We start from the raw sequence: 21663 nt of genomic DNA, 5'->3' as shown, positions 1-21663 counted from the left end.
TCTCTCCCGTGTCGGGCCGGCCGGTCCTCATACCGGTCGGTTCTCCTGCTCGACGGACTCCACGGCGGGGGCGGCGGACTGCGGCAGCGGACGGCGGTTCGCCATCAGGTCCCGGGCCGCCCGGTAGAACTCGCTGCGCCGCGGCGTCAGCCGGTCCGCGGCGAACTCGTGGGCGACCGCGAGGTTGCGACGCGAGGCGGCAGCCATGGCGTCGGGGTCCGCGAGGGTACGGCGGATGGCGTTGGCCAGGCTGTCGGGGTCGTCCGGCGCAACCAGCATCTCCGGTGGCAGCAGTTCGGGTATGCCACCGACACGCGAGCCGATGGCCGGCAGCCCGCGGGCCATCGCCTCGATCAGGGCCCGGGGCAGGCCCTCGGTCCGGGACGGCATGACGAACAGGTCGGCGGCGTCGAGGTGCCGGCGCAGCGCCTCGACATCGGTGATCAGGCCGGCGAACGTGATCCGGTCGCGGACCCCGATGCGGGTGGCCAGATCCTCCAGCACCGGCTGGCAGCGCCCGGGGCCGATGTGCACGTGCCGTACCGGCGGGGCCGAGGACCGCAGCAACGAGATCGCCTCGATGAGCGTGTCGATGCCCTTGTAGAGCTGTTCCAGGGAACCGACCGACACGAGGGTCACCGGCCCGGCCGGCAGCCGGGGCGGGCGGGGCTCCCGCACGAACGCCGCCGGCGGCAGGTTCACCGAGCTGAGACCGATGGAGAGCGCCCCCGGGCGGGTGGGATACCGCTCCTGGAGCGAGCGCTTCGTCTCGTACGACACCGCGACGGCGGAACGGCACTGACGCCGGAGGTTGCGGGTGCTCCACACACGCAGGAAGGGCCGCAGCGGGTGCTCGATCACCCCGGGGGCGAAGACCGCGTACGGGTCGCCGATGACCTCCATGGCGTAGGCGAGACCGCGACGGGTGATGTGCCGGTGCATCAGCGTGGCGATCGACGACGGCGCCCGGAGCAGCACCGCCTCCGCGTCCGCGGCGATCCGGCGGACGGCCCGGTCGATGCGGGGCAGGCGTCGCAGGTACTCCTGCGGTCCGAGGTAGTGGGGGATGGGTGCCACGGTCACCCCGTCGCCGTCGACCCGGACCGCGTTCGGCGGGATCTCCGGTACGTCCCGCGCCCGGGCCACCACCCGTACCTCGTCGAAGGCCGCCAGGTATCGCGCCCAGAGCGCGTAGCCGGTGCCGAAGTCCACCCAGAATCGGTTGTCCGGAGTGCGGAGGTACCGGCACTCCTCGGTGATGGTGAGCCTCACGCGAGATGTCCTATCGGTTTACGGGAACCAGGTTGCCGTGCGGGACGCGCGCCTCGGGGCGCGCGGTCGGCTGGACGGAGCGGCCCTTCAACGAGCCGAGCCAGATGACGGTGTAGAAGGCGACGCCGTGCAGGAGAGTGGCGAGCAGGCTGGCGCTCTCCCCGCGGAACCCGTACATCCAGCTGATCGTGTAGAGGATGCTCGCGTAGGCGTAGACGTGGCCCTGCGCGGCGCGGAAGAAGAGCAGCCGGTGCCCGAGGGTCAGCGCGGCGAAGACGACGGGTACGCCGAGGTACCCGAAGTTGGCGTACGCCTCCGCGGTCAGCGAGAAGCCGAAACCCGACGACGAGCCCGGCAGCCAGGCGTCGACCAGCCAGGACATGAGCATCGGCCGTTCCGGGACCAGCGCCGACGGCATCGCGGTGAGGAAACCGTTGAGGTAGCTCTCGCCGGGCCACAGTCGCAGGCTGTCGGCCGCGTTGGTCAGGACGAAGGTGTCCACGAAGAGGGTCGAGCCCTCGTTGAGAACCTTGCTGAGGTTCAGCGCGTCCCCGCTGCGAACGGCGCTGAGATAGGTGGCGGCCAGGACGAACGCGACGCCGGCGATGCCGAACTTCGGCGAGATCCGTCGCCGTTGCAGCAACAGGACGTGCAGCACGACGGCGAAGAGGACGAAGAGGAAGTCCCGTTCGCTGGTGGCCAGGCAGTAGAGCACGTAGAGGCCGAGGTTCACCCAGTAGGCGATCCGGGCCGGGCGCACCGCCCGGGCCAGGAAGTAGATGGAGCAGGCGCACATCTGGACGACCAGGTAGCGGGTGTGCAGGGGACCAGCCAGTTCGATCCGTCCGAGCTTGTCGGCGGCCAGCATCGCCGGGCCACGGGTGACCAGGATGGCGAGGGTGTACGCGGCCAGTCCGTAGAGCACCACCGGAAGGACCGGATTCTCGCGCGGTGTCCGGCCGAGTGCGGTCAGGTCCGGCAGCCGGTCCCGGACCGGCATGAGCAGGCCGACCAGCGTCACACCGCCGAGCGCCAGCGCCAGCACGAGGCAGGCGGCCGGGATCTTGTCGGTGACGATGCCGATGTAGATCTCGTTGCCGAGGGCGTAGTTGATCGCCGGTCCCAGGCCGAAGAAGGCGAGGTAGGCGAAGACATAGGGCAGGAGATCGGTGCGACCGGACCGGAGGAACAGGGCCAGCAGCATCGCCAGACTGACCGCGAGGGTCAGCCATATCGCGGTGGTGGTGCTCAGCTCCACGGAGACTCCAAATCGGTGTACGGACACTCCGGACCGGGAGCGGCCGGGGGCGAGAGCGGATTCCGCTCCACATGCGTGCCGGCTGCATTCAAATGTCTAGCAGGAAAGGTCTCCCATAGGCGGCGATTGCGTTTATCGCATTGACTTGGACGGTGCCGTAACCCGTTCGCCCGTCACTCGTTCCTCGACGCATTCGAATCACTTTCGGATGCGATTCTCCGGATGGTCAGCGTGCGGCGAGGAATTCGTCGAGCGCGCCGAATAGCCGGTCCGCGTCGGCCCCGAGCAGGGTCGACCCGCTGGGCAGGGAGACGCCGGTGGCGAAGAGACGATCCGCCGCGCCGCTCAGGACCGCCTCGTGCCCGCGATGAGCGGGTTGCTGGTGCATGGGCTTGAACATGGGACGCGTCTCGATGTCGTGCCGGGCCAGGTGCACGGCCAACTCGTCGGCCCGCCACCCGGCCCGGGCGGGGTCGACGACGAGGGTGGTGAGCCAGCAGTTCGACCCGGGGTCGCCGTCGCCGAGGATCCGGGTGCCGGGAGCCGCGGCGAAGAACTTGGCGTACCGCTCCCGTATCGCCCGGCGACGCTCGATCATGCCGTTCAGCCGCCGTAGCTGTGCCCGCCCGAGCGCGGCGAGCAGATTGCTCAGCCGGTAGTTGTAGCCGACCTGCCGGTGTTCGTAGTGCGCGACCGGTTCCCTGGCCTGGGTCGCCAGGTGGCGTGCCCGGTCGATCAGGTCGCCGTCGTCGGAGACGAGCATCCCGCCGCTCGAGGTCGTCATGACCTTGTTGCCGTTGAACGAGAAGACACCCAGCCGGCCGAACGTGCCGGCGTTGCGGCCGCGCCAGGACGCGCCGAGCGCCTGTGCGGAGTCCTCGACCAGCGGGACGTCGAAGTCCGCGCAGACGGGCAGGATGCGGTCGTAGTCCGCGCAGCCGCCGTTCAGGTCGACCGTCATCACGGCTGCCACGCGGCGGCCCTGCTCCCGCAGCCGGCGCAGCAGCGGCGGCAGCAGCTCGGGGTCGAGGTGCCCGGTTGCGGCGTCACAGTCCACGAAGACCGGCTCGGCCCCGGTGTACCGCACCACGTTGGCGGTCGCCACGAACGTCATGGTGGGCACCACCACGACGGAGCCGGGCCCGGCTCCGATCACCGTCAGCGCCAGGTGCAGGGCGGCGGTCCCGGAGCTCACGCCGACGGCGTGGCCGCTGCCCACCCGGTCCGCCAGCTCGCGTTCGAACGCAGCCAGGTCGGGCCCGTCCGGCGCGACCCAGCCCGAACGGACCGCCGCCAGGATGGACGCCTCCTCGGCCGGACCGACGTCCGGCGGAGAGAGATAGATCCGTCTGCTGACACTCGTGCCGTCCTGCTGATGGGCGGGTCGAGCCATCAGTGAGTAGTCCTGTGCCACGGTGCTGGTCTCCGATGGAAGTGTGGGTGTCACCCGGCGACGCGCAGGGAAACGGGACGCACGCGCGGACCTGATCGTCGCGCCGCTGCGACCTGGCCCGTCGAGTCGGGACCGACTGGTTCAACGCGCCGACCGTGGCGGCCGTTACGGTGTGCCGGCCGACTGCGGCCGACGCCTCACGGCCCGGCGGGCTCGGGCAGCGGGCACCGGTATTCGGGGAAGTAGTCCGAGGACGCGGACCAGGCCGGATCCCGCCGGGATCCCTCCCGCCGGTGCGCCGTCGACAGCCGCCGGTACGCCGGCTCGTCGAGCACCCGCGTGCCCAGGTGGAACGGGACCAGACCGTTCGGTGCGAAGGCGCGCTTGTACCGGAAGATGCCGTCGTCGGGTGCGTACCCGCCGCCCAGGACGAACCGGATCCGCCCCTGAGCGCGTCCCCATCGGCAGATCTCGAACTTGAGGAGATCGTTGGGCCGCAGGTCGAACGCCGCCTCGTCGGTGCCGCCGAGGTACGAGTAGAGGTTGAGCGCGGAGACCAGCACCAGTTCGGTCGAGACGACGCGTCCCTCGTACACGGCGTGGAAGAAGGCGAATTGGCCGGGCAGTTCGTCGACGATCCGCTCGAAGAACTCGCGGGGGAAGTAGTAGCCGCTCGCCGCGGCGCGCCGGTCCATCGTGCGCTCGTAGATGCCCAGGAAGTCGTCGAGCCGCCCCCCGTCGAGATCGACCACGACGATGACGCCGTTGCGGCGGGCCTTGTTGACGTTCTTGCGGACCTTGTGGTCGAACTCGCGCCACATCTCCTCTTCGCCGGTGCGCAGGTCGCGGACCACGTTCACCAGCTTCTGCCGGACCGGTCCCGGCGGGGGCAGCCGGTCCTCGTCGAAGAGCGTGAGCCGGGTGACCTCGGAGACCACCTGACGCGACCCGCACCAGGCGTCGAACGCCTCCCAGAACTCCTTCGCGTCGAGTTCGGTCGCGCCCTCGGCGAAGGCGCCTCCGTAGCCGTACGCGTTGACGACGTCCCGGTACCGTCGCCCGGGCTCGGCGAGGTGCGGCGCGTCGACCGGGCGGAGCAGGAACGGATACAGCACGAAACCGTGCTCGGTCCGGGCGTACGCGGCCAGCGGCTCGTCCTGCGGCCCGGCGAACAGCCGGAGGTAGGCCGGGTGGGCGAAGACCTCACGCCGGTCCCAGTCCCGGTGCAGAGCGCGCCAGCGCTCGTCGTCCGCCGGCTTGCGGGCGTCCAGGATCTCCAGTCGCATCTGCGCTCCCCGTCGCCTGGCCACGGCCGCCCCGATGGCGGCCGGCCACGTGTCGTCCGTTCTGGGTAACGAGGATCGGCCGGGACGGTGTCGACAGGTGGCCGGGCCGGGTCAGGGCCAGTCGTCGCCCGCTTCGAGGCGCGCGCCGAGCAGCGCAGTCAGCGGAAGGGACTCCCCGTCGCGCCCGCCGCGGCCGATGACGAGTGACGGCGTGGACGGCTCCGGCCGGGCGCCGAGCAGCCGGGCGCGCAGCCCGGCCGGCACGGTCAGCAGGTAGTAGCGGCCCTCGGTGTCCACCGCCCGGCTCCGGGCCCGGTCCACGTACCACCCGACCAGCGGGGTGCGGTAGCGGCCGCGTCCGCTGTAGGGCGTGGCCACGAGCCGCTCGGTGCGCAGGCCGCGCCCGGCGGCCTCGGCCGCGAACCGGGCGACCAGCTCCGCGGCCTCGGCCTGCTCCGCGGCGCGCTGCCGGGCGTCGGCCTCGGCGTGCGCCCGCACCGCGTGGCGTCGCCGCTCCCGCCACCGCTCGTCGTCGTCGGCACCCACGACCGCGAGGGTACGCCCACAGCCGCGCCCGCCCGACCCGGCCGCTCCCGGGCCGGGCGGAGAAGGCGTGCCCGGTCGTCGCGCGACCACCCGCCGCCGCGTGGATCGTCTAGAGTGCTGACGTCCGTCGCGCCCATCGAGGAGCCTGGTTCGTGCTGCACATCCGGGTGATCGCACCAGCGGACCGCTCGTCCGACATCGCCGACATGCTTGCCGCGGACCCCGGTGTGACCCACCTGGTGGTGTTGCCGGGCGCGGCGCGTCAGCCGGCCGGCGACTACATCACCTGCGACGTGGTCCGGGAGAGCGCCGACGGTGTCCTGCGCCGGCTGCGGGAGATGGGGGTCGAGGCGCGCGGGGCGATCGCCGCCGACGACGTGGAGCTGACCCTCTCGGCCGCCGCGGACCGGGCCGCCGAGGCCGCTCCGGGCCACGGTGACGACGCGCTTATCTGGGACGAGGTCGCCGCGAAGACGGGTGAGCAGACGGTGCTCACCGGCATCTTCCTGGCGCTGATCGTCGTCGCCACCATGATCGCCGGCATCGGCGTGCTGCTCGACCAGCCCATCCTCATCGTCGGTGCGATGGTCGTCGGCCCGGAGTTCGGCCCGCTCGCGGCGCTCTGCGTGGCGCTGCTGCGCGGCAAGGGGGGTGTCGTCGTCCGGTCGGTGCAGGCGCTCGTCGTCGGCTTCGTGGCGGCGATGCTCGCCACCGTGGTCAGCACCTGGGCGCTGGACGCGGCCGGTCTGGTGAGCCGGGAGATGCTGCTGGCCGAGCGGCCGTTGACGGACTTCATCTGGCGCCCGGACGCCCTGTCGTGGGTGGTCGGCCTGCTCGCCGGCATCGCCGGGATGCTGTCGCTGACCTCGAAGAAGTCCGGCTCCCTGGTCGGCGTCCTGATCTCGGTGACCACCGTGCCGGCGGCCGCGAACGTGGCGGTCGCCGCCGCGTACGGCGTCTGGCACGAGGCGGCCGGTTCCGCGCTCCAGCTGGTCGTCAACCTGGCCGCCATCGTGCTGGCGGGTCTGCTCACGCTGCTGGTCCAGCGCTCCTGGTGGCGGCGTGTGGCGCGGCGGTCCCGGCAGCCGGTGCCCCGGCAGCGGGCCGACCGTGACCCCGCGTCCGCCCGGACCGATCCGTCGTCGGGCGGGCACCGGTCGAGCTGACTCGTTCGTGACGTCAGCCCGACCGGCGGCCGCAGACCGTCAGGCCAGACCGGCGCGGCGCAGGGCCTCCGCCATGGCGTCGTTCACCGGCGCCGCCGCTCCGCCACCTCGTCCCTGCCGCGGCGACTGACCACCGCGCGAGCCGCCCCGTTCGCCCTGGCCGCCACGCCGGGCGCCGGCGTCGCCGCGCTGCCCGCCACGGTCGCCGCGCTGCCCGCCACCGTCGCCGCGCTGCCCGCCACCGCGCCGGCCGCCGCGCTCCTCGCCGCCCGGACCCCCGGCCGCGGGACGGCCACCGGTCGGCGCCTCGTCGTCGAGCCGCAGCGTCAGCGAGATCCGCTTGCGCGGCACGTCCACGTCGAGCACCCGGACCTTGACCACGTCGCCGGACTTCACCACGTCGCGCGGGTCCTTGACGAAGGTGTGCGACATGGCCGAGACGTGCACCAGTCCGTCCTGGTGCACGCCGACGTCGACGAACGCGCCGAACGCGGCCACGTTGGTGACCACGCCCTCCAGGATCATCCCGGGCTGCAGGTCGCTGATCTTCTCCACGCCCTCGACGAACGTCGCGGTCCGGAACTCCGGACGCGGGTCGCGGCCGGGCTTCTCCAACTCGGCCAGGATGTCGGTGACGGTGGGCAGACCGAACGTGTCGTCGACGAAGTCGGTCGCGCGCAGGCCGCGCAGGATGGCCGACCTGCCGATCAGCGCCCGCAGGTCCTGCCCGGTGGAGGAGAGGATGCGGCGCACCACCGGGTACGACTCCGGGTGCACGCTGGAGGAGTCCAGCGGGTCGTCGCCGCCGGGGATGCGCAGGAAGCCGGCGCACTGCTCGAACGCCTTCGGCCCGAGCCGGGGCACCTTCTTCAGCTCCGCGCGGGTGCGGAACGGCCCGTTGGCGTCGCGGTGCAGCACGATGTTCTCGGCCAGCCCGGCGCCGATGCCGGACACCCGGGTGAGCAGCGGCGCGGAGGCGGTGTTGACGTCCACGCCGACGGCGTTGACGCAGTCCTCGACCACCGCGTCGAGCGAGCGGGACAGCTTCACCTCGGACAGGTCGTGCTGGTACTGCCCGACGCCGATCGACCGCGGGTCGATCTTCACCAGCTCGGCCAGCGGGTCCTGAAGACGGCGGGCGATCGACACCGCGCCGCGCAGCGAGACGTCCAGGCCGGGCAGCTCCTGCGAGGCGTACGCGGACGCGGAGTAGACCGACGCGCCGGCCTCGGAGACCACCACCTTGGTGAGCTTCAGCTCCGGGTGCTGCTTGATCAGATCGCCGGCCAGCTTGTCGGTCTCCCGGCTGGCGGTGCCGTTGCCGATCGCGACCAGCTCGACGCCGTGCGCGGCGGCCAGCGTGGCGAGCGTGTGCAGCGACGCGTCCCACTGCCGGCGCGGCTCGTGCGGGTAGATGGTGTCGGTGGCGACCACCTTGCCGGTGGCGTCGACCACCGCCACCTTCACGCCGGTACGCAGGCCCGGGTCGAGGCCCATCGTCACCCGTGCCCCGGCCGGCGCGGCCAGCAGCAGATCACGCAGGTTGGTGGCGAAGACCCGCACGGCCTCCTCCTCCGCCGCCTGCCACAGCCGCATCCGCAGGTCCGCGCCCAGGTGGATCAGGATCCGGGTACGCCAGGCCCAGCGCGCCGTGTCGGCCAGCCACCGGTCGGCGGGCCGCCCCTGGTCGCTGATGCCGAAGCGTCCGGCCACGGCGGCCTCGTAGCGGCTCGGCCCGGTGGCCGCGTCGGCGTCGCCCTCGGCCTCCGGGTCCATGGTCAGGTCCAGCACGCCCTCCTTCTCGCCCCGGAACACGGCGAGGATGCGGTGTGAGGGCAGCTTCGGGTACGGCTCGGCGAAGTCGAAGTAGTCGGCGAACTTCGCGCCGGCGGTCTCCTGGCCGTCGCGTACCCGGGAGACCAGCCGGCCCCGCGACCACATCTGCTCGCGCAGCGTGCCGATCAGGTCGGCGTCCTCGGCGAAGCGCTCGATCAGGATGGCCCGCGCCCCGTCCAGCGCGGCAGCGGCGTCCGCGACGCCCTTGTCCGGGTCGGCGAACCCGGCGGCGACCGTCTTCGGGTCCTGGGCCGGATCGGCCAGGAGCGTGTCCGCGAGCGGCTCCAGCCCGGCCTCGCGGGCGATCTGCGCGCGGGTGCGCCGCTTCGGCTTGTAGGGCAGGTAGATGTCCTCCAGGCGGGACTTGGAGTCGGCGGCGAGGATCTGCGCCTCCAGCGCCTCGTCGAGCTTGCCCTGGCTCCGGATCGACTCCAGTACCGCCGCGCGGCGCTCGTCCAGCTCGCGCAGGTAGCGCAGCCGCTCCTCCAGCGTGCGCAGCTGCGCGTCGTCGAGCAGGCCGGTGGCCTCCTTGCGGTAGCGGGCGATGAACGGCACTGTGGCGCCGCCGTCGAGCAGCTCGACTGCCGCCCGTACCTGCCGTTCGGCGACGCCGAGTTCCTCGGCGATCCGCTGGTGCACAGACTGGGTCACGATCTGATCCGCCTTCTCGGGTGGGTTCCGTCGTGCATTCTGCCGGTTGCTGCGGCACGTGCCGCACCGGCCGGACGGCGGGTCCGGGCCGATATCCCGAAAACGGACTTCCAGCCTCAGAAACCCCTCTAGCCTCCAATCAGGTGATTTCCTACGGTTGTCTGGAGCCCGGGTGAGCGCTGAGAAAGTGGTCGTCATCGGTCAGGGGTACGTCGGTCTCCCGCTGGCCATGCGGGCCGTCGAGGCCGGCTTCGACGTGGTCGGGCTGGACGTCGACGCCGACCGGGTCAAGCGGCTCGCCTCCGGCGAGTCCTTCGTGGAGGACATCCCCGCCGACCGGCTGGGGCGGGCGCTCGGCAGCGGCCGCTACCTGCCGAGCACCGAGTACGCAGACGCCGAGGGCTTTGACGTCTGCGTCATCACGGTTCCGACCCCGCTGCGCGACGGCACGCCGGACCTGAGCTACGTCGAGCAGGCCGGCCGGGGTATCGGCCCGCACGTGCGGCCGGGCAGCACAGTGGTGCTGGAGTCGACGACGTACCCAGGCACCACCGAGGAACTGCTGCGTCCGCTGCTCGAAACGGCCAGCGGGCTGCACGCGCCGGGCGACTTCCACCTCGGGTACAGCCCGGAACGCATCGACCCCGGCAACCCGACCTGGCGGTTGGAGAACACGCCCAAGGTGGTCTCCGGCGTTGACGCGCCCGCGCTGGAACGGGTGGACGGCTTCTACCGCCGCATCGTGGAGCGGACCGTTCCGGTGTCCTCCACCCGGGTCGCGGAGCTGACCAAGCTGATCGAGAACACCTTCCGTCAGGTGAACCTGGGCCTGATCAACGAGCTCACGGTGCTCTCCCACCACCTGGGCATCGACGTCTGGCAGGCGATCGATGCCGCGGAGACGAAGCCGTTCGGGTTCATGCCGTTCCGGCCCGGACCCGGTGTCGGCGGACACTGCCTGCCGATCGACCCCTGCTACCTGTCCTGGCAGGTCAAGCGGCGTCTCGGCCGTCAGTTCCGGTTCATCGAGCTGGCCAACGACGTCAACCACGAGATGCCCGAGCACGTGGCGCAGCGGGTGATGACCGGCCTGAACCGCACCGGCCGTGCCGTCAACGGCGCGCGCCTGCTGATGCTCGGCCTGGCGTACAAGAAGAACACCGGAGACATGCGGGACTCGCCGGCGGTGGACGTCGCCCGGCGGCTGTGCGACCTCGGCGCGGACGTCCGCGCCGTCGAGCCGTACGCCGAGGCGCACCAGATCCCGGGTGGGGTGCTCGTCGTGCCGCTGACCGAGCAGGAGGTCGACGCGGCCGATGCGGTGGTCGTCACGACCGACCACGACGTCTTCGACTACGAGATGGTCTCCCGCCGCGCCCGCTACGTGTTCGACGCCCGCAACCGGTGCTCCGGACCGGTGGTCGAGCGCCTCTAGGCACACCCTGCCCGCCCCGCCGTCGGCTGCGCTAGCGTGGCGATCATGGAGGCACCTGCGGATCCGCGGGCCCGGCGGCTGTTCGGCGGCAGCGCCCGGGCGCTCGGCGACCTGGCCGCCGGCCCGTTCCGGGCCGACCGGGACCGGATCGTCGGGTCGCCGTTCTTCGCCCGGCTGGGCGGCGTGACCCAGGTGATCAGCCCTGGTGGTTCCGGGCTGCTGGTGCACAACCGGCTCACCCACAGCCTGAAGGTGGCCCAGGTGGCCCGGGCGATCGCGGAGCGGCTGACGGCCGACCCGGCGCACCGGGACCTGCTGGACAAGCTCGGCGGCTGCGACCCGGAGGTGGTGGAGGCCGCCGCGCTCGCGCACGACCTCGGGCACCCGCCGTTCGGGCACCTGGGGGAGCGGGTGCTCGACCGGCTGGCCCGGCAGCGCCTCGGGCTGCCCGACGGCTTCGAGGGCAACGCCCAGTCGTACCGGATCGTCACCAGCACCGAGATCCGCGGCGCGGCGACCACCGGGCTGGACCTGACCGCCGCGGTCCGGGCGGCCATGCTGAAGTACCCGTGGACCCGCCTGGACCATCCCGATCCGCACCCGCGCCACCTGGACCCGGCGCCCCGGGGCGCGGCTGCGCCGCCGGAGGACCCGGAGAGCGGGTCGGTGAAGTTCGGCGCGTACCGCACCGAGCTGGACGACCTGCGCCAGGCGCGGGAGCCGTTCGCCGGGCATATCCCGGACTGGCAGCAGACGCCCGAGGCGTCGGTGATGGACACGGCCGACGACATCGCGTACGCGATCCACGACGTGGAGGACTTCTACCGCGTCGGGGTGCTCCAGCAGGGCGCCGTGGCGGCCGAGCTGATGGCCTGGCAGCGCGAGTGCGGGCACCTGCGGTCGATCACGGCGTCGGCGCTGGAGGGGGCGGGCCGGCGGCCGGGAGCCGCCATCGAGCGGCTGCGCCGGCAACTGCACCGCAAGGACGGCTGGATCGCCGACGACGAGGCGTTCGCCGCCGCCGTCGAGCACGTCCGCGAGGAGCTGGTGGAAGGGCTGCTGGCGCTGCCGTTCGACGGCTCGATCGAGGCGGAGCAGTACGTGGCCCGGTTCTCCGCCCGCTGGTCGACCCGCTTCGTGGACGCCATCACCGTGACGCCGGACCCGGGGGTCCGTTCCGGGTACGTGCTGCTGGCGAAGGCGCAGTGGCACGAGGTGCAGGTGCTCAAGTTCGTGCACCACCGGTTCGTGCTGGCCCGCCCGGACCTGGCCCTGCACCAGCGTGGCCAGGCCCGGCTGCTGGGCACGCTGGTCGAGGCGCTGTGGGAGTGGCTGCTGGACCCGGACGAGGAGTCCCGGCTGCCGCGCCGCCTGCACGACCTGGTGGAGCTGGCCGAGGCGGAGCTGCACCCGCGTACCCCGGACCGGATCGGCCGGGCCCGGGGCCGGGCGATCATCGACTTCGTCGCGCAGCTCACCGACGGTCAGGCGGTGGCGATGCTCGACGCGTTGTCGGGCCGCTCCGGGGCGCTGTGGACGGACGCCTTCGTGCTCTGAGCCGGCGCGGAGCACGAAGGCGTCAGCGCCACCCAGGGACCGCGCCGGGTCAGGCGACCGACTGCCACCACCCGTCCACCGCCGGCGGCTCGTCCACCACGACCCGCTCGCCGGGACGCGGCACGGCCAGCCGTACGTCGCGCGCCTTCGCCTCGGCCCAGAGCCGGTCCACCGGCTCGGACCAGTCGTGCAGGGCCAGGTTGAACGTGCCCCAGTGCACCGGCACCAGCAGTCCGCCGCGCACGTCGAGGTGGGCGGCGACCGCCTCCTCCGGGAACATGTGGATGTGCGGCCACGCCCTGTCGTACGCGCCGATCTGCATGAGCGTCACGTCGAACGGGCCGTGCTCGGCGCCGATCGCGGCGTACCCGTCGAAGTAGCCCGAGTCGCCGGTGTAGAAGACCTTCCGGTGCGCACCGGTGATCGTCCAGGAACTCCAGAGCGTGCCGTCGCGGCGCAGCCCGCGCCCGGAGAAGTGCTGCGCGGCGGTCGCGGTGAGTGTCAGCCCGCCGGCCCGGTGGCTCTCCGACCAGTCCAGCTCGACGATGCGGTGCTCGGGTAGGCCCCAGCGGGCCAGGTGCGCGCCGACGCCGAGCGGCACCACGAACGGCGCGGACTGGAGGTCGGCCAGCGTGCGGACGGTCTCCATGTCGAGGTGGTCGTAGTGGTCGTGCGAGATCAGCACCGCGTCGAGCGGGGGCAGGTCGGTCAGGCGGACCGGCGGCTCGTGGATGCGTCGCGGGCCGACCAGCCCGGACGGGGAGCACCTGTCGCTCCACACCGGGTCGAGCAGCACCCGGTGCCCCTCGATCTCGACGAGCGTGGAGGCGTGGCCGTACCAGACGACGTTCAGCTCGCGGGCCGGGTCGCCGGCCGGCGCGGCGCCGGGGTGCAGCAGCGGCACCGGGCTGCCCGGCCGCCGCTTCTGCTTGCCGAAGACCAGCTCCCGGAGCAGGTTGCGGCCCGGGTCGGCGACCATCGTGGCGCTGGCGCCGGCCGGGTTGTGGAACGTGCCGTCGCGGAAGCGCGGTGACCGGGCCGCCCGTTCCGCCCGGGCGCCGGTGAGCCGGCCGCCGAGCTGGGCCGGTACGTCCCGCGCCGCCCAGGCCATCCCGGCGACGGCGGCCAGCCCGGCGAGCTTCCACACCCGCCCGCCGCGCGTCCGGTCCGGTTCCCGCCCCGTTGGTTCCCGCATGCTCGTCCCTCCGCCGTGTCCCGTCGTACACGGTAACGACCCTCGTCCCGGTCCGCCCGCGCGACGGCCCGCCCACGGGGCGGCCCGCCCGCACGACAGCCGCCCACAGGACGTCAGGGCAGCCGGCGGCGTATCGCGGACGCCACGGTCGCCGCGCGTCCGCCCACGGCCCGGACCACCTGGGACACGTCGGGCAGCCATCCGCCCCGGACCGCCTCACCGGCCGGGTTGGGCGTGAACACGATGCCCTGGTGCGCGGCGACCGGCGTCCGGGTCAGTCCGGCCCGGCGCATCAGCGGCCCGACCAGCACGTCGTACACGCCGGGCAGGACTGTGAAGCCGAAGCGCATGACCACGTTGAGCCGGCCCACCGACACCTCCCGGCGGGGCCGGTCGAGGCAGTGGACGATGGCCCGCGCCACCCGTTCGGGCGAGGCGATCGGGGGCGGCGGCCGGCCGACGCGGCCCAGGTAGTTGGCCGCCTGCCGGTAGACGGGCGTGTCGACGCTGCCCGGGTTGACCAGGCAGATCGCGACGCCGGGTGTCTCCCGCGCCTCCTGCTGGAGCGTGCGGGCCAGCCCTTGCAGACCCCACTTGGCAGCGACGTAGCCGCTCATGTAGGGCGCGGTGATGTGCCCGAGCACCGAGCCGGTGAGCACGAGCGTGCCGCCGCCGGTGGTCCGGAAACGGCGCAGCGCCTCCCGGGCCACCGCCGCGGCGGCCAGCAGGTCGGTGCGGATCACCTGCTCGAACACCTCGGCCGGGGTCTCGTCGAAGCGGCCGTAGGACATCACCGCGGCGGTGTGCACCCAGGCGTCGACGCGGCCGAACTCGGCCCGCGCCGCGTCGGCGAGCGCGGCCACCGCGCCGGGCTCGGTCACGTCCATCGGTACGGCGATCGCCCGCGCGCCCGCCGCCCGGCACTCGTCGCGTACCTCGTCGAGCGTGGCGGGGGAGCGGGCCGCGAGGACCAGCCGGTCCCCGCGGCCCGCCAGCTCCCTGGCGGTCGCCCGGCCGATCCCGCTGGTCGCGCCGGTGACGACCACCGTCCGGGTCACGGCGCGAGCACGACCTTCACGCAGCCGTCCTCCTTCTTCTGGAACATCTCGTACGCGCGCGGCGCGTCGGTCAGCGGCAGCCGGTGGGTCCGCAGGTCCTCGACGCCCAGCGGGTCGTCGTCGCGCTCCAGCAGCGGGATGATCTCGTCGACCCAGCGCCGCACGTGGCACTGGCCCATGCGCAGCTGGATGCCCCTGTCGAACATCTCCATCAGCGGCATCGGGTCCTGCTCGCCGCCGTACACGCCGGAGATCGACACGGTGCCGCCACGCCGTACGGCCTTGAGCGCGGCGTGCAGCACCACGAGCCGGTCCACGCCGGCCTTGTCGGTCATCGCCTGGGCCAGCTTGTCCGGCAGCAGCCCGGCGGCGGTCTGGGCCATCTTGCCCAGCGGCGCGCCGTGCGCCTCCATGCCGACCGCGTCGATCACGGCGTCCGGGCCGCGTCCGTCGACCAGGTCGATGAGCGCGCCGGGTACGTCGTCGAGCTGGCTGACGTCGAGCACCTCGATGCCGTGGCGGCGGGCCATCTCCAGCCGCTCGGGGACCAGGTCCAGCCCGATCACCCGGCCGGCGCCGAGGTGGCGGCCGATCCGGGCGCTGAACTGCCCGACCGGGCCGAGCCCGAACACGGCGAGCGTGCCGCCGGGCGGGGTGTCCGCGTACTTCACCGCCTGCCAGGCGGTGGGCAGGATGTCGGAGAGGTAGAGCCAGCGCTCGTCCGGGCCGCTGTCCGGGATCGTGATCGGGCCGAACTGGGCCTGCGGCACGCGCAGGTACTCGGCCTGGCCGCCGGGGATCGAGCCGTACAGCGAGGTGTAGCCGAACAGGGACGCGCCCTTGCCCTGGCTGGTCACCTGCGTGGTCTCGCACTGCGCGTAGAGCTGCCGCTCGCACATCCAGCACGAGCCGCAGGAGATGTTGAACGGGACGACCACCCGGTCGCCCTTCTTGAGCCGGGTCACGCCGGGCCCGACCTCCTCGACGACGCCCATCGGCTCGTGCCCGAGGATGTCGCCGGGCTTCAGGTACGGCCCGAGCACCTCGTACAGGTGCAGGTCGGAGCCGCAGATGGCGGTCGAGGTGATCCGGACGATCGCGTCGGTCGGCTCCTCGATCCGGGGGTCCGGGACGTCCTCCACGCGGACGTCCCGCTTGCCGTGCCAGGTCAGTGCCTTCATGCCTGTCTGTCCCCTCTCCGGTGCCGTCCATCGGACTGCTACCCGGAAGAGGGCCGTTGAATCGGCGGCGCCGGTCACCGTGGCGTGAGGTCGACAGCCACGGCGATCGTGCTGGTGCTGGCGGCGGTGGCGGCCAGCGCGCCGATGTCGAGGCGGCGGCCGGCGCGGTCGGTGACGGCGCCGGCCGCGAGCTGCAGGCCGGCGACGGGCGTGCCGAGCGTCGCCGACGCGGCCTCCAGCAGCCGCCGTCGGGCCACCGCCACGGCGACCCGGAGCGGGGTACGGGTTCCGACGGCCGGATGGGGTGCGCCACGTGTCCGGCCGGCTGCCGGTCGTGGCGGTGGCACACGGACGCGCCGGCGCGGTACCGACAGCCCGTCGGCGATCAGTTCGGCGGCCGAGGTGTCGCCGTCGTACCGGTCCGGCGGCAGCGTGAACGACACGGTCCCGTCCGGGGCGACCTCGACGGAGATCAGGGCCGCCCCGGGCAGGGCCGTGGCCGTCATGATCTCGCCGAGTCCGAGCAGCCCGGCCACGTCCGGCGACGGCGTCCGGGCGGCGGCCGGGTACGCGGCGGTGAGTTCGGCAGCGGCCACGAGGACCGGCGCGGCCAGCACGTACCCCAGGAACGGAGGGAGGGACACGGTCATGGTGCTCACCCGGGCGCTCGTCGTCGCAGCCGGGGACGGGAGGTGCCCGGCTGCGACGCGGTGGTCAGAACTCGCGGTTGCCGAGCGGGATCTCGATGTTGATGGACTGCCCCTCGGACAGGAACAGCAGGGCGAGCTTGCGCAGGAACTCGTCGAACAGCCAGTAGCACTCCGGTGCGAGCGGGAACGGCAGCAGCGCCTCCCGGACCGCGATGAACGGGCCCCAGCTCGTCCGCAGCAGCGTGTCCCAGAGCAGGTCGCGCGGGATCTCCAGCCAGTTGGCGATCTGGTTGCCGAGCATGAACCGGGTGAACGAGCCGAGGATGGGCTTGCTGAGCAGCCCGGCGTCGATCTCCTTGCCGAGGCCGAGCAGGATGTCGGCGAGCGCGTTGCCCTCGCGGGTGGGCGCGAGGATCGGGTCGAGGACCTCGCCGGCCTGGGAGTTCGCCTCGCTCCAGGTGGCCGGGATGTACTCGTCCCTGATGCCGAGCATGTGCGCGGCCACCTGCCACAGGTGCAGGAAGGCCGTCGACTCGGCGGCGGGGATCGGCACCCGCCAGTCGGTCAGTTTCCGCATGACCGTGGTCGGCAGGCTGTGCCAGGTGACCATCATGTCCCGCTGGCTGATCGGGATGTCCTCGGGCGCGACGTCGGCCCACTCGGGCGACTGCGGCAGGAGGTGACGCACACCGGCGTGCGCGAGCCGGGTCTTGACGGCGGTCACGATCATCGAGCCGTCGGGCTGGTACGCGTTGGCGGTGCCGATGTCGTACCCGAGCTTGGCGGTCTTGGAGATGCGGTCCTTCATGTCCGCGCCGCCCTTGGAGTAGTAGACGGCGCGCGCCTCCTTGGGGATGACTGTGCTCATCATGCCGCTGGCCAGGCCGTAGAGCACGCCGAGGTAGAGCCCGCGCTTCTCGTTGAAGCGCACGGCGGTGGCCAGCTTGCCCTGGTCCACCCAGGACGGCAGCACCCGTGCGCGTTCGATGAACGCGCGGACGTCCGCCGGGAGGCCGGAGGGCAGCGGCTGGCCGTTCTTCGTCCACGTCCGCAGCAGTTGGTTGACCAGTGGCGCCTCGCCCCGGTCCAGGAGGGAGGCGACGAGCGGGTCGGCCTCCTCGTCCCACACCCAGCGGGGGTCCACGCCCGCGCCGGCGCCGGCCACCGATCCCTTCGGAGACCAGGTCCACGCCGACCGGGCCTGTGCCGGAGCGGCGACGCTGAGCGCGCCGAGCGCGCCCAGTGCCCCACCGGCCTTCAACATCTTGCGCCTGCTTACCGGTTCCACGTTCACTCCTCGGGGTCGAGGCCGCTGATACGGTGAAACGAATGTTGCGCCCGTGTATCACATGAGAGCACGTGGTAACGGTGTCCACAAGGCTCATGACGACAACTGTCGATGGTTTGCGATGAGGGGAGTCCACGGTGGCGCTGGTCGAGGGGATGCTGTCGGGCAAGGTGGCGTGGGTGACGGGCGCCAGTCAGGGCGTCGGCGCGGCGGTCGCCGAGGGGCTGGCCCGGGCCGGCGCGTCGGTGATCCTCCAGTCCCGGCGGCCGGACGCGCTGGACGAGGTGCGCGACCGGATCACGGCCGGCGGCGGCACGGCGGAGGTGGTCGCCGGTGACGTCGCCGACGAGTCGGCCGCGAACGCCGTGGTGGCCCTGGCGCGGCGGCGGTGGGGGCGGCTCGACGTCCTGGTCAACAACGCCGGCATCAGCCCGGCGCTGCACCGCAGCGAGCGGCTCAGCCTCGGTGACTGGCAGCAGGTGATCGACACCAACCTGTCCGGGGTGTTCGTCTGCGCCCGCGCGGCCGGCGCGCTCATGGTCGAGCAGGGCGCGGGCAGCATCGTCAACATGTCCTCCGTGCACGGTCAGGTCGGCTTCCCGCGCCTGGCCGCGTACAGCGCCAGCAAGGGCGGCGTCGAGCAGCTCACCCGCACGCTGGCGCTGGAGTGGGCGGCGGTCGGCGTGCGCGTCAACGCGGTGGCGCCCGGCTACCTGGAGACACCGATGACCGAAGGGTTGCGCGGCCACGAGCAGTGGTCGAAGCGGCTGCGCGACCGTATCCCGATGGGCCGGTTCGGCCGTCCCGAGGAGGTGGTCGGCGCGGTGCTGTTCCTGGCCTCGGACGCCGCGAGCTACGTCACCGGCAGCGTGTTGCACGTGGACGGTGGCTGGACCGCGCAGTGACCGGCGGGCCGTTTGGTTAGTCCGCGTTCGTCGCCAGGTTGCCGTCACGACGCGATACCGCGCCAGATCACGGCCACTCCTTCCCAGGAAGTTAACCCTCGTTTACAGTGCTGCCATCGGCTGCGGAACCCGCGCGGGCACCACGGCGAGGGGTGCGGCCAGCCCTGCCACCACCAGGCCCGGTTGCGTGTGAAGGAGTAGCCCATGGATCCCGCCCACGTCCTCGCCGAGGACTGCGCCAAGAAAGCCGCCGACCTGACCGTCCCGGCGCTGCTGCACCGCAACGCCACCGAGTACGCCGACCGGCCCGCGCTGACCACGCTCGGCCGGGACGACACCCGCACCTGGGCCGAGCTGCGCGACGAGGTCGCCGAGCTGTCCGCCGGCCTGGCCGAGATCGGCCTGGAGGCCGGGCGGCACATGCTGATCATGATGTCCAGCCGCACCGAGCACTGGCTCGTCGACCTCGCGGCGGTCCACCTGGGCGCGGTGCCGTCCACGATCTACCCGACGCTCAGCGCCGAGCAGATGCGCTACCTGGCCCGGCACAGCGCCGCCCAGGTGCTCGTGCTGGAAGGGCCGGCCGAACTGGAGCGCTGGCGGCCGATCCTGGCCGACCTGCCCGACCTGCTGCGGGTGGTGCTGGTGGACGAGCCCGCCGAACCGGCCGGCGACGCGGTGCCGCTGTCGCGCGTGCGTACCCTCGGCCGGGCCGCACGCGAGGCGGACCCGGACGCCTTCGAGCGGCGCTGGCGCACGATCCGGCCCGAGCAGCCGGTGACGCTGCTCTACACGTCCGGCACGACTGGCAACCCGAAGGGCGTCGTGCTCAGCCACCACAACGTGATCTACCAGGCGGTGGCGCTGGACGCGATGGTGTCCGTCCCCGACCACGCGCCGACGGTGGCCTACCTGCCGCTCGCGCACATCGCCGAACGGTTCCTCGGCATCTACAACCCGATCTACCGCGCCGGGCACGTGACGATCTGCCCCGACGCCACGCAGCTCGTCGCGGCGCTGCGCACCGTCGGCCCCGCCTCGTTCTTCGGGGTGCCGCGGGTCTGGGAGAAGATGGCCGCCGGCGTCCAGGCCCACCTGGCCACCGCCGAGCCCGCGGTCCGCGCCGCCGTCGCCGCCGCGAGCGCTGTGACACTGGAGGCGTACGAGCTGCGCGCGGCCGGAGAGCCGGTGCCGGATGAGTTGGCCGCCCGGGTGGCGCAGGCCCGAGACACCGTGCTGCGGCCGTTGCAGGCCACCCTCGGCCTGCAGAACATGACCTGGCCCGGCAGCGGCGCCGCCCCGATCCCGGTGGACGTGCTGCGGTTCCTCGCCGGGCTCGGCGTCGACGTGCTGGAGGTGTGGGGTCTGACCGAGACCACCGGCACCGCCACCCTCAACACCCCCGACCGCTTCCGCACCGGGACGGTCGGCCGCCCGAACGTGGGCATGGAGGTACGCCTCGCCGACGACGGTGAGATCCTCGTCCGGGGTCCGCTGGTGTGCTCCGGCTACCTGCGCGAGGACGGCGGCGTCGAGCCGGTCGTCGACGCGGACGGCTGGCTGGCCACCGGCGACGTCGGGACGCTCGACGACGACGGCTTCCTCACCATCACCGACCGCAAGAAGGAACTCATCATCACGTCCAGCGGGAAGAACATCTCGCCGGCGCAGATCGAGAACCTGCTGCGGGCGCACCCGCTCATCGGTCAGGCGGTCGCGATCGGCGACCGGCGGCCGTACGTCACGGCGCTGATCGTGCTGGACGAGGAGGTCGCGCCGCAGTGGGCGCGCACGCACGGCGTCAGCGACCCGCAGCTGCCCACGCTGGCCTCGGACCCGGTGCTGCTGGCCGAGATCCAGGCCGCGGTGGACGCGGCGAACGCGCGCCTCGCCCGGCCGGAGCAGGTCAAGACGTTCCAGGTGCTGCCGTCGGCGTGGACGCCGGAGTCGGGCGAGCTGACCCCGACGTTGAAGCTACGGCGCCGGGTCATCGTCGACAGGTACGGCGACCGGATCGACGCCCTCTACCGGCCGGGCGACGCGGTGGCGGAGCCCGTCACGGAGTAGCGCCGGGTCGATGCCGGGCGGGGGTGGCGGCGCGCCGAGGTCGGCGGGCCGGTACCCCCGCGGGTAGCCGGGATAGGTGCGGTTGCGTGGCGCGCGGGTCAGCCGGCTCACGGTCCGCGCGGGCAGCAGCCGCACCACGGCGGCCCGGGCGCGCAGCGCGCCGCCGACCAGCGCGGTCAGCGGTCGCGGCGCGGCCGGCAGCCCGAAGGCGGCCCGCATCTCGGGCGGCAGCAGCGCGCGCACCGCGAGCCGCGCGGCCGGGCGCAGTGGCGCCGGGTACCAGGACGCGAACAGGTCCAGCGTGTACGCCGCGACCCGCTCGTTGCTCGGCGTACGGCGGAACGTGTCCCGCTCGTACGCGTCCTTGAACGCCCGGAACGCGTCGAAGTCCGCCGGGACGTCGCGGATGCCCATACGCGCGCCGACCGCGCGGTAGTAGTGGAACGCGGCCAGCCGCTCGTGCTCGTGCAGCGGGCGCCAGCCGTACCGGTCCAGCCAGTCGATCGGCTCGTAGACGAACGTCGACAGCACGTACCGCATGTCGTCGTTCGAGATCGCGTACCGGCCGTGCGCCCGGTTGACCACCCGCAGCGCCTCCCGGCCGCGCGGCGAGTCGTACCCGTGCTCCAGCAGCTCGGCCATCAGCAGCGCGGTGTCGTCGTAGCGCTGCTGCGCCCGCAGCCGGAACTCGCCGGTCGCGTCGAGCAGCACGGAGATGCTCGGCACGCAGAACGTGCGCAGCAGCGCCAGCTCCAGTGCCCGCTGGTAGTCGAAGGGGAACTCATAGCCGGCGGAGAGCCGGTAGATCTCGTGGTGGTCGCGGACCGGATCGAGCGTCTTGATCCGGCGCAACCAGCGGTACCGCCCCTCACGAGCCATCGCCACCACCCCCACCGTCCACCCTTGCCGATGCAGTCAA

General features: G+C 72.8%; 17 protein-coding genes. 5 read left to right on the top strand and 12 right to left on the bottom strand.

The genetic code is table 11. The features are described from left to right. Positions 1–27 precede the first annotated feature (27 nt). From FB454_RS07670 to FB454_RS07650, 5 genes are all read right to left on the bottom strand, one after another. A complete protein-coding gene (locus FB454_RS07670) occupies positions 28–1272 on the bottom strand; it encodes a glycosyltransferase family 4 protein (protein WP_013285298.1) in 1245 nt (414 codons plus the stop codon). 10 nt (positions 1273–1282) lie between these two features. Then, positions 1283–2530 carry an O-antigen polysaccharide polymerase Wzy gene (gene wzy / locus FB454_RS07665; protein ID WP_145822712.1) on the bottom strand — a complete coding sequence of 416 codons (1248 nt, stop codon included), beginning with the start codon at positions 2528–2530 and terminating at the stop codon, positions 1283–1285. 226 nt (positions 2531–2756) lie between these two features. Next, complete coding sequence (locus FB454_RS07660; protein ID WP_145822711.1) at positions 2757–3923, bottom strand: aminotransferase class I/II-fold pyridoxal phosphate-dependent enzyme; 1167 nt, start codon at positions 3921–3923, stop codon at positions 2757–2759. 197 nt (positions 3924–4120) lie between these two features. Further along, entirely contained in the window at positions 4121–5209 is a 1089-nt protein-coding gene (locus FB454_RS07655; RefSeq protein WP_013285301.1) for a GNAT family N-acetyltransferase, read from the bottom strand. A gap of 111 nt (positions 5210–5320) precedes the next feature. Beyond that, positions 5321–5755, bottom strand: coding sequence for a hypothetical protein (locus tag FB454_RS07650; protein ID WP_013285302.1), 435 nt, complete (start codon positions 5753–5755; stop codon positions 5321–5323). A gap of 152 nt (positions 5756–5907) precedes the next feature. Here FB454_RS07650 and FB454_RS07645 point away from each other — a divergent pair, with 152 nt between their 5' ends. Continuing rightward, positions 5908–6921, top strand: a complete 1014-nt coding sequence (locus tag FB454_RS07645; protein ID WP_013285303.1) for a DUF389 domain-containing protein — start codon at positions 5908–5910, stop codon at positions 6919–6921. A 39-nt stretch (positions 6922–6960) separates the two neighbouring features. Here FB454_RS07645 and FB454_RS07640 read toward each other — a convergent pair whose 3' ends face one another. Next, the gene (locus FB454_RS07640) at positions 6961–9408 is read right to left on the bottom strand and encodes a Tex family protein (RefSeq protein WP_013285304.1); all 2448 of its coding nucleotides are present in this window, start codon (positions 9406–9408) and stop codon (positions 6961–6963) included. Between the two features lie 58 nt (positions 9409–9466). On the opposite strand from FB454_RS07640, the gene FB454_RS07635 reads away from it, so the two are divergent. Together FB454_RS07635 and FB454_RS07630 are read left to right on the top strand one after the other, a co-directional pair. Continuing rightward, on the top strand, positions 9467–10843 hold the full coding sequence (locus FB454_RS07635) for a nucleotide sugar dehydrogenase (RefSeq protein WP_342341505.1): 1377 nt from the start codon (positions 9467–9469) through the stop codon (positions 10841–10843). A 45-nt stretch (positions 10844–10888) separates the two neighbouring features. Next, a complete protein-coding gene (locus FB454_RS07630; RefSeq protein WP_145822710.1) occupies positions 10889–12400 on the top strand; it encodes a dGTP triphosphohydrolase in 1512 nt (503 codons plus the stop codon). Positions 12401–12449: 49 nt separating this feature from the next. Here FB454_RS07630 and FB454_RS07625 read toward each other — a convergent pair whose 3' ends face one another. The 5 genes from FB454_RS07625 to FB454_RS07605 form a co-directional block, all read right to left on the bottom strand. Next, the gene (locus FB454_RS07625; RefSeq protein ID WP_145822709.1) at positions 12450–13595 is read right to left on the bottom strand and encodes an MBL fold metallo-hydrolase; all 1146 of its coding nucleotides are present in this window, start codon (positions 13593–13595) and stop codon (positions 12450–12452) included. 113 nt (positions 13596–13708) lie between these two features. Beyond that, a complete protein-coding gene (locus FB454_RS07620; RefSeq protein WP_145822708.1) occupies positions 13709–14653 on the bottom strand; it encodes an SDR family NAD(P)-dependent oxidoreductase in 945 nt (314 codons plus the stop codon). Beyond that, complete coding sequence (locus FB454_RS07615; protein ID WP_013285309.1) at positions 14650–15834, bottom strand: zinc-dependent alcohol dehydrogenase; 1185 nt, start codon at positions 15832–15834, stop codon at positions 14650–14652. The genes FB454_RS07620 and FB454_RS07615 overlap by 4 nt, the downstream gene beginning before the upstream one ends. 74 nt (positions 15835–15908) lie before the next feature. Continuing rightward, on the bottom strand, positions 15909–16484 hold the full coding sequence (locus FB454_RS07610; RefSeq protein WP_013285310.1) for a hypothetical protein: 576 nt from the start codon (positions 16482–16484) through the stop codon (positions 15909–15911). Positions 16485–16548: 64 nt separating this feature from the next. Further along, complete coding sequence (locus FB454_RS07605; protein WP_013285311.1) at positions 16549–17772, bottom strand: oxygenase MpaB family protein; 1224 nt, start codon at positions 17770–17772, stop codon at positions 16549–16551. A gap of 137 nt (positions 17773–17909) precedes the next feature. On the opposite strand from FB454_RS07605, the gene FB454_RS07600 reads away from it, so the two are divergent. Continuing rightward, the gene (locus FB454_RS07600) at positions 17910–18677 is read left to right on the top strand and encodes an SDR family NAD(P)-dependent oxidoreductase (protein WP_013285312.1); all 768 of its coding nucleotides are present in this window, start codon (positions 17910–17912) and stop codon (positions 18675–18677) included. Between the two features lie 204 nt (positions 18678–18881). Then, positions 18882–20744 (top strand): AMP-dependent synthetase/ligase, encoded by a 1863-nt coding sequence (locus FB454_RS07595; RefSeq protein ID WP_145822707.1) that lies wholly within the window; start codon positions 18882–18884, stop codon positions 20742–20744. Here FB454_RS07595 and FB454_RS07590 read toward each other — a convergent pair. Further along, positions 20652–21623, bottom strand: a complete 972-nt coding sequence (locus FB454_RS07590) for an oxygenase MpaB family protein (RefSeq protein ID WP_145822706.1) — start codon at positions 21621–21623, stop codon at positions 20652–20654. The two genes, FB454_RS07595 and FB454_RS07590, sit on opposite strands and share 93 nt — an antisense overlap. Positions 21624–21663: the final 40 nt, after the last annotated feature.

It is taken from the genome of Micromonospora sp. CNZ297 (assembly GCF_007827625.1).
The sequence above is the reverse complement of the archived record's forward strand: the minus strand, read 5'-3'. Positions and strand labels throughout refer to the sequence as shown.

Excerpts from the sequence above, each read along its gene's own strand:
- FB454_RS07660 (WP_145822711.1), bottom strand. The coding sequence starts at position 3,923 with ATGGCTCGACCCGCCCATCAGCAGGACGGCACGAGTGTCAGCAGACGG.
- FB454_RS07655 (WP_013285301.1), bottom strand. The coding sequence starts at position 5,209 with ATGCGACTGGAGATCCTGGACGCCCGCAAGCCGGCGGACGACGAGCGC.
- FB454_RS07630 (WP_145822710.1), top strand. The coding sequence starts at position 10,889 with ATGGAGGCACCTGCGGATCCGCGGGCCCGGCGGCTGTTCGGCGGCAGC.
- FB454_RS07625 (WP_145822709.1), bottom strand. The coding sequence starts at position 13,595 with ATGCGGGAACCAACGGGGCGGGAACCGGACCGGACGCGCGGCGGGCGG.
- FB454_RS07615 (WP_013285309.1), bottom strand. The coding sequence starts at position 15,834 with ATGAAGGCACTGACCTGGCACGGCAAGCGGGACGTCCGCGTGGAGGAC.
- FB454_RS07610 (WP_013285310.1), bottom strand. The coding sequence starts at position 16,484 with ATGACCGTGTCCCTCCCTCCGTTCCTGGGGTACGTGCTGGCCGCGCCG.
- FB454_RS07595 (WP_145822707.1), top strand. The coding sequence starts at position 18,882 with ATGGATCCCGCCCACGTCCTCGCCGAGGACTGCGCCAAGAAAGCCGCC.
- FB454_RS07590 (WP_145822706.1), bottom strand. The coding sequence starts at position 21,623 with ATGGCTCGTGAGGGGCGGTACCGCTGGTTGCGCCGGATCAAGACGCTC.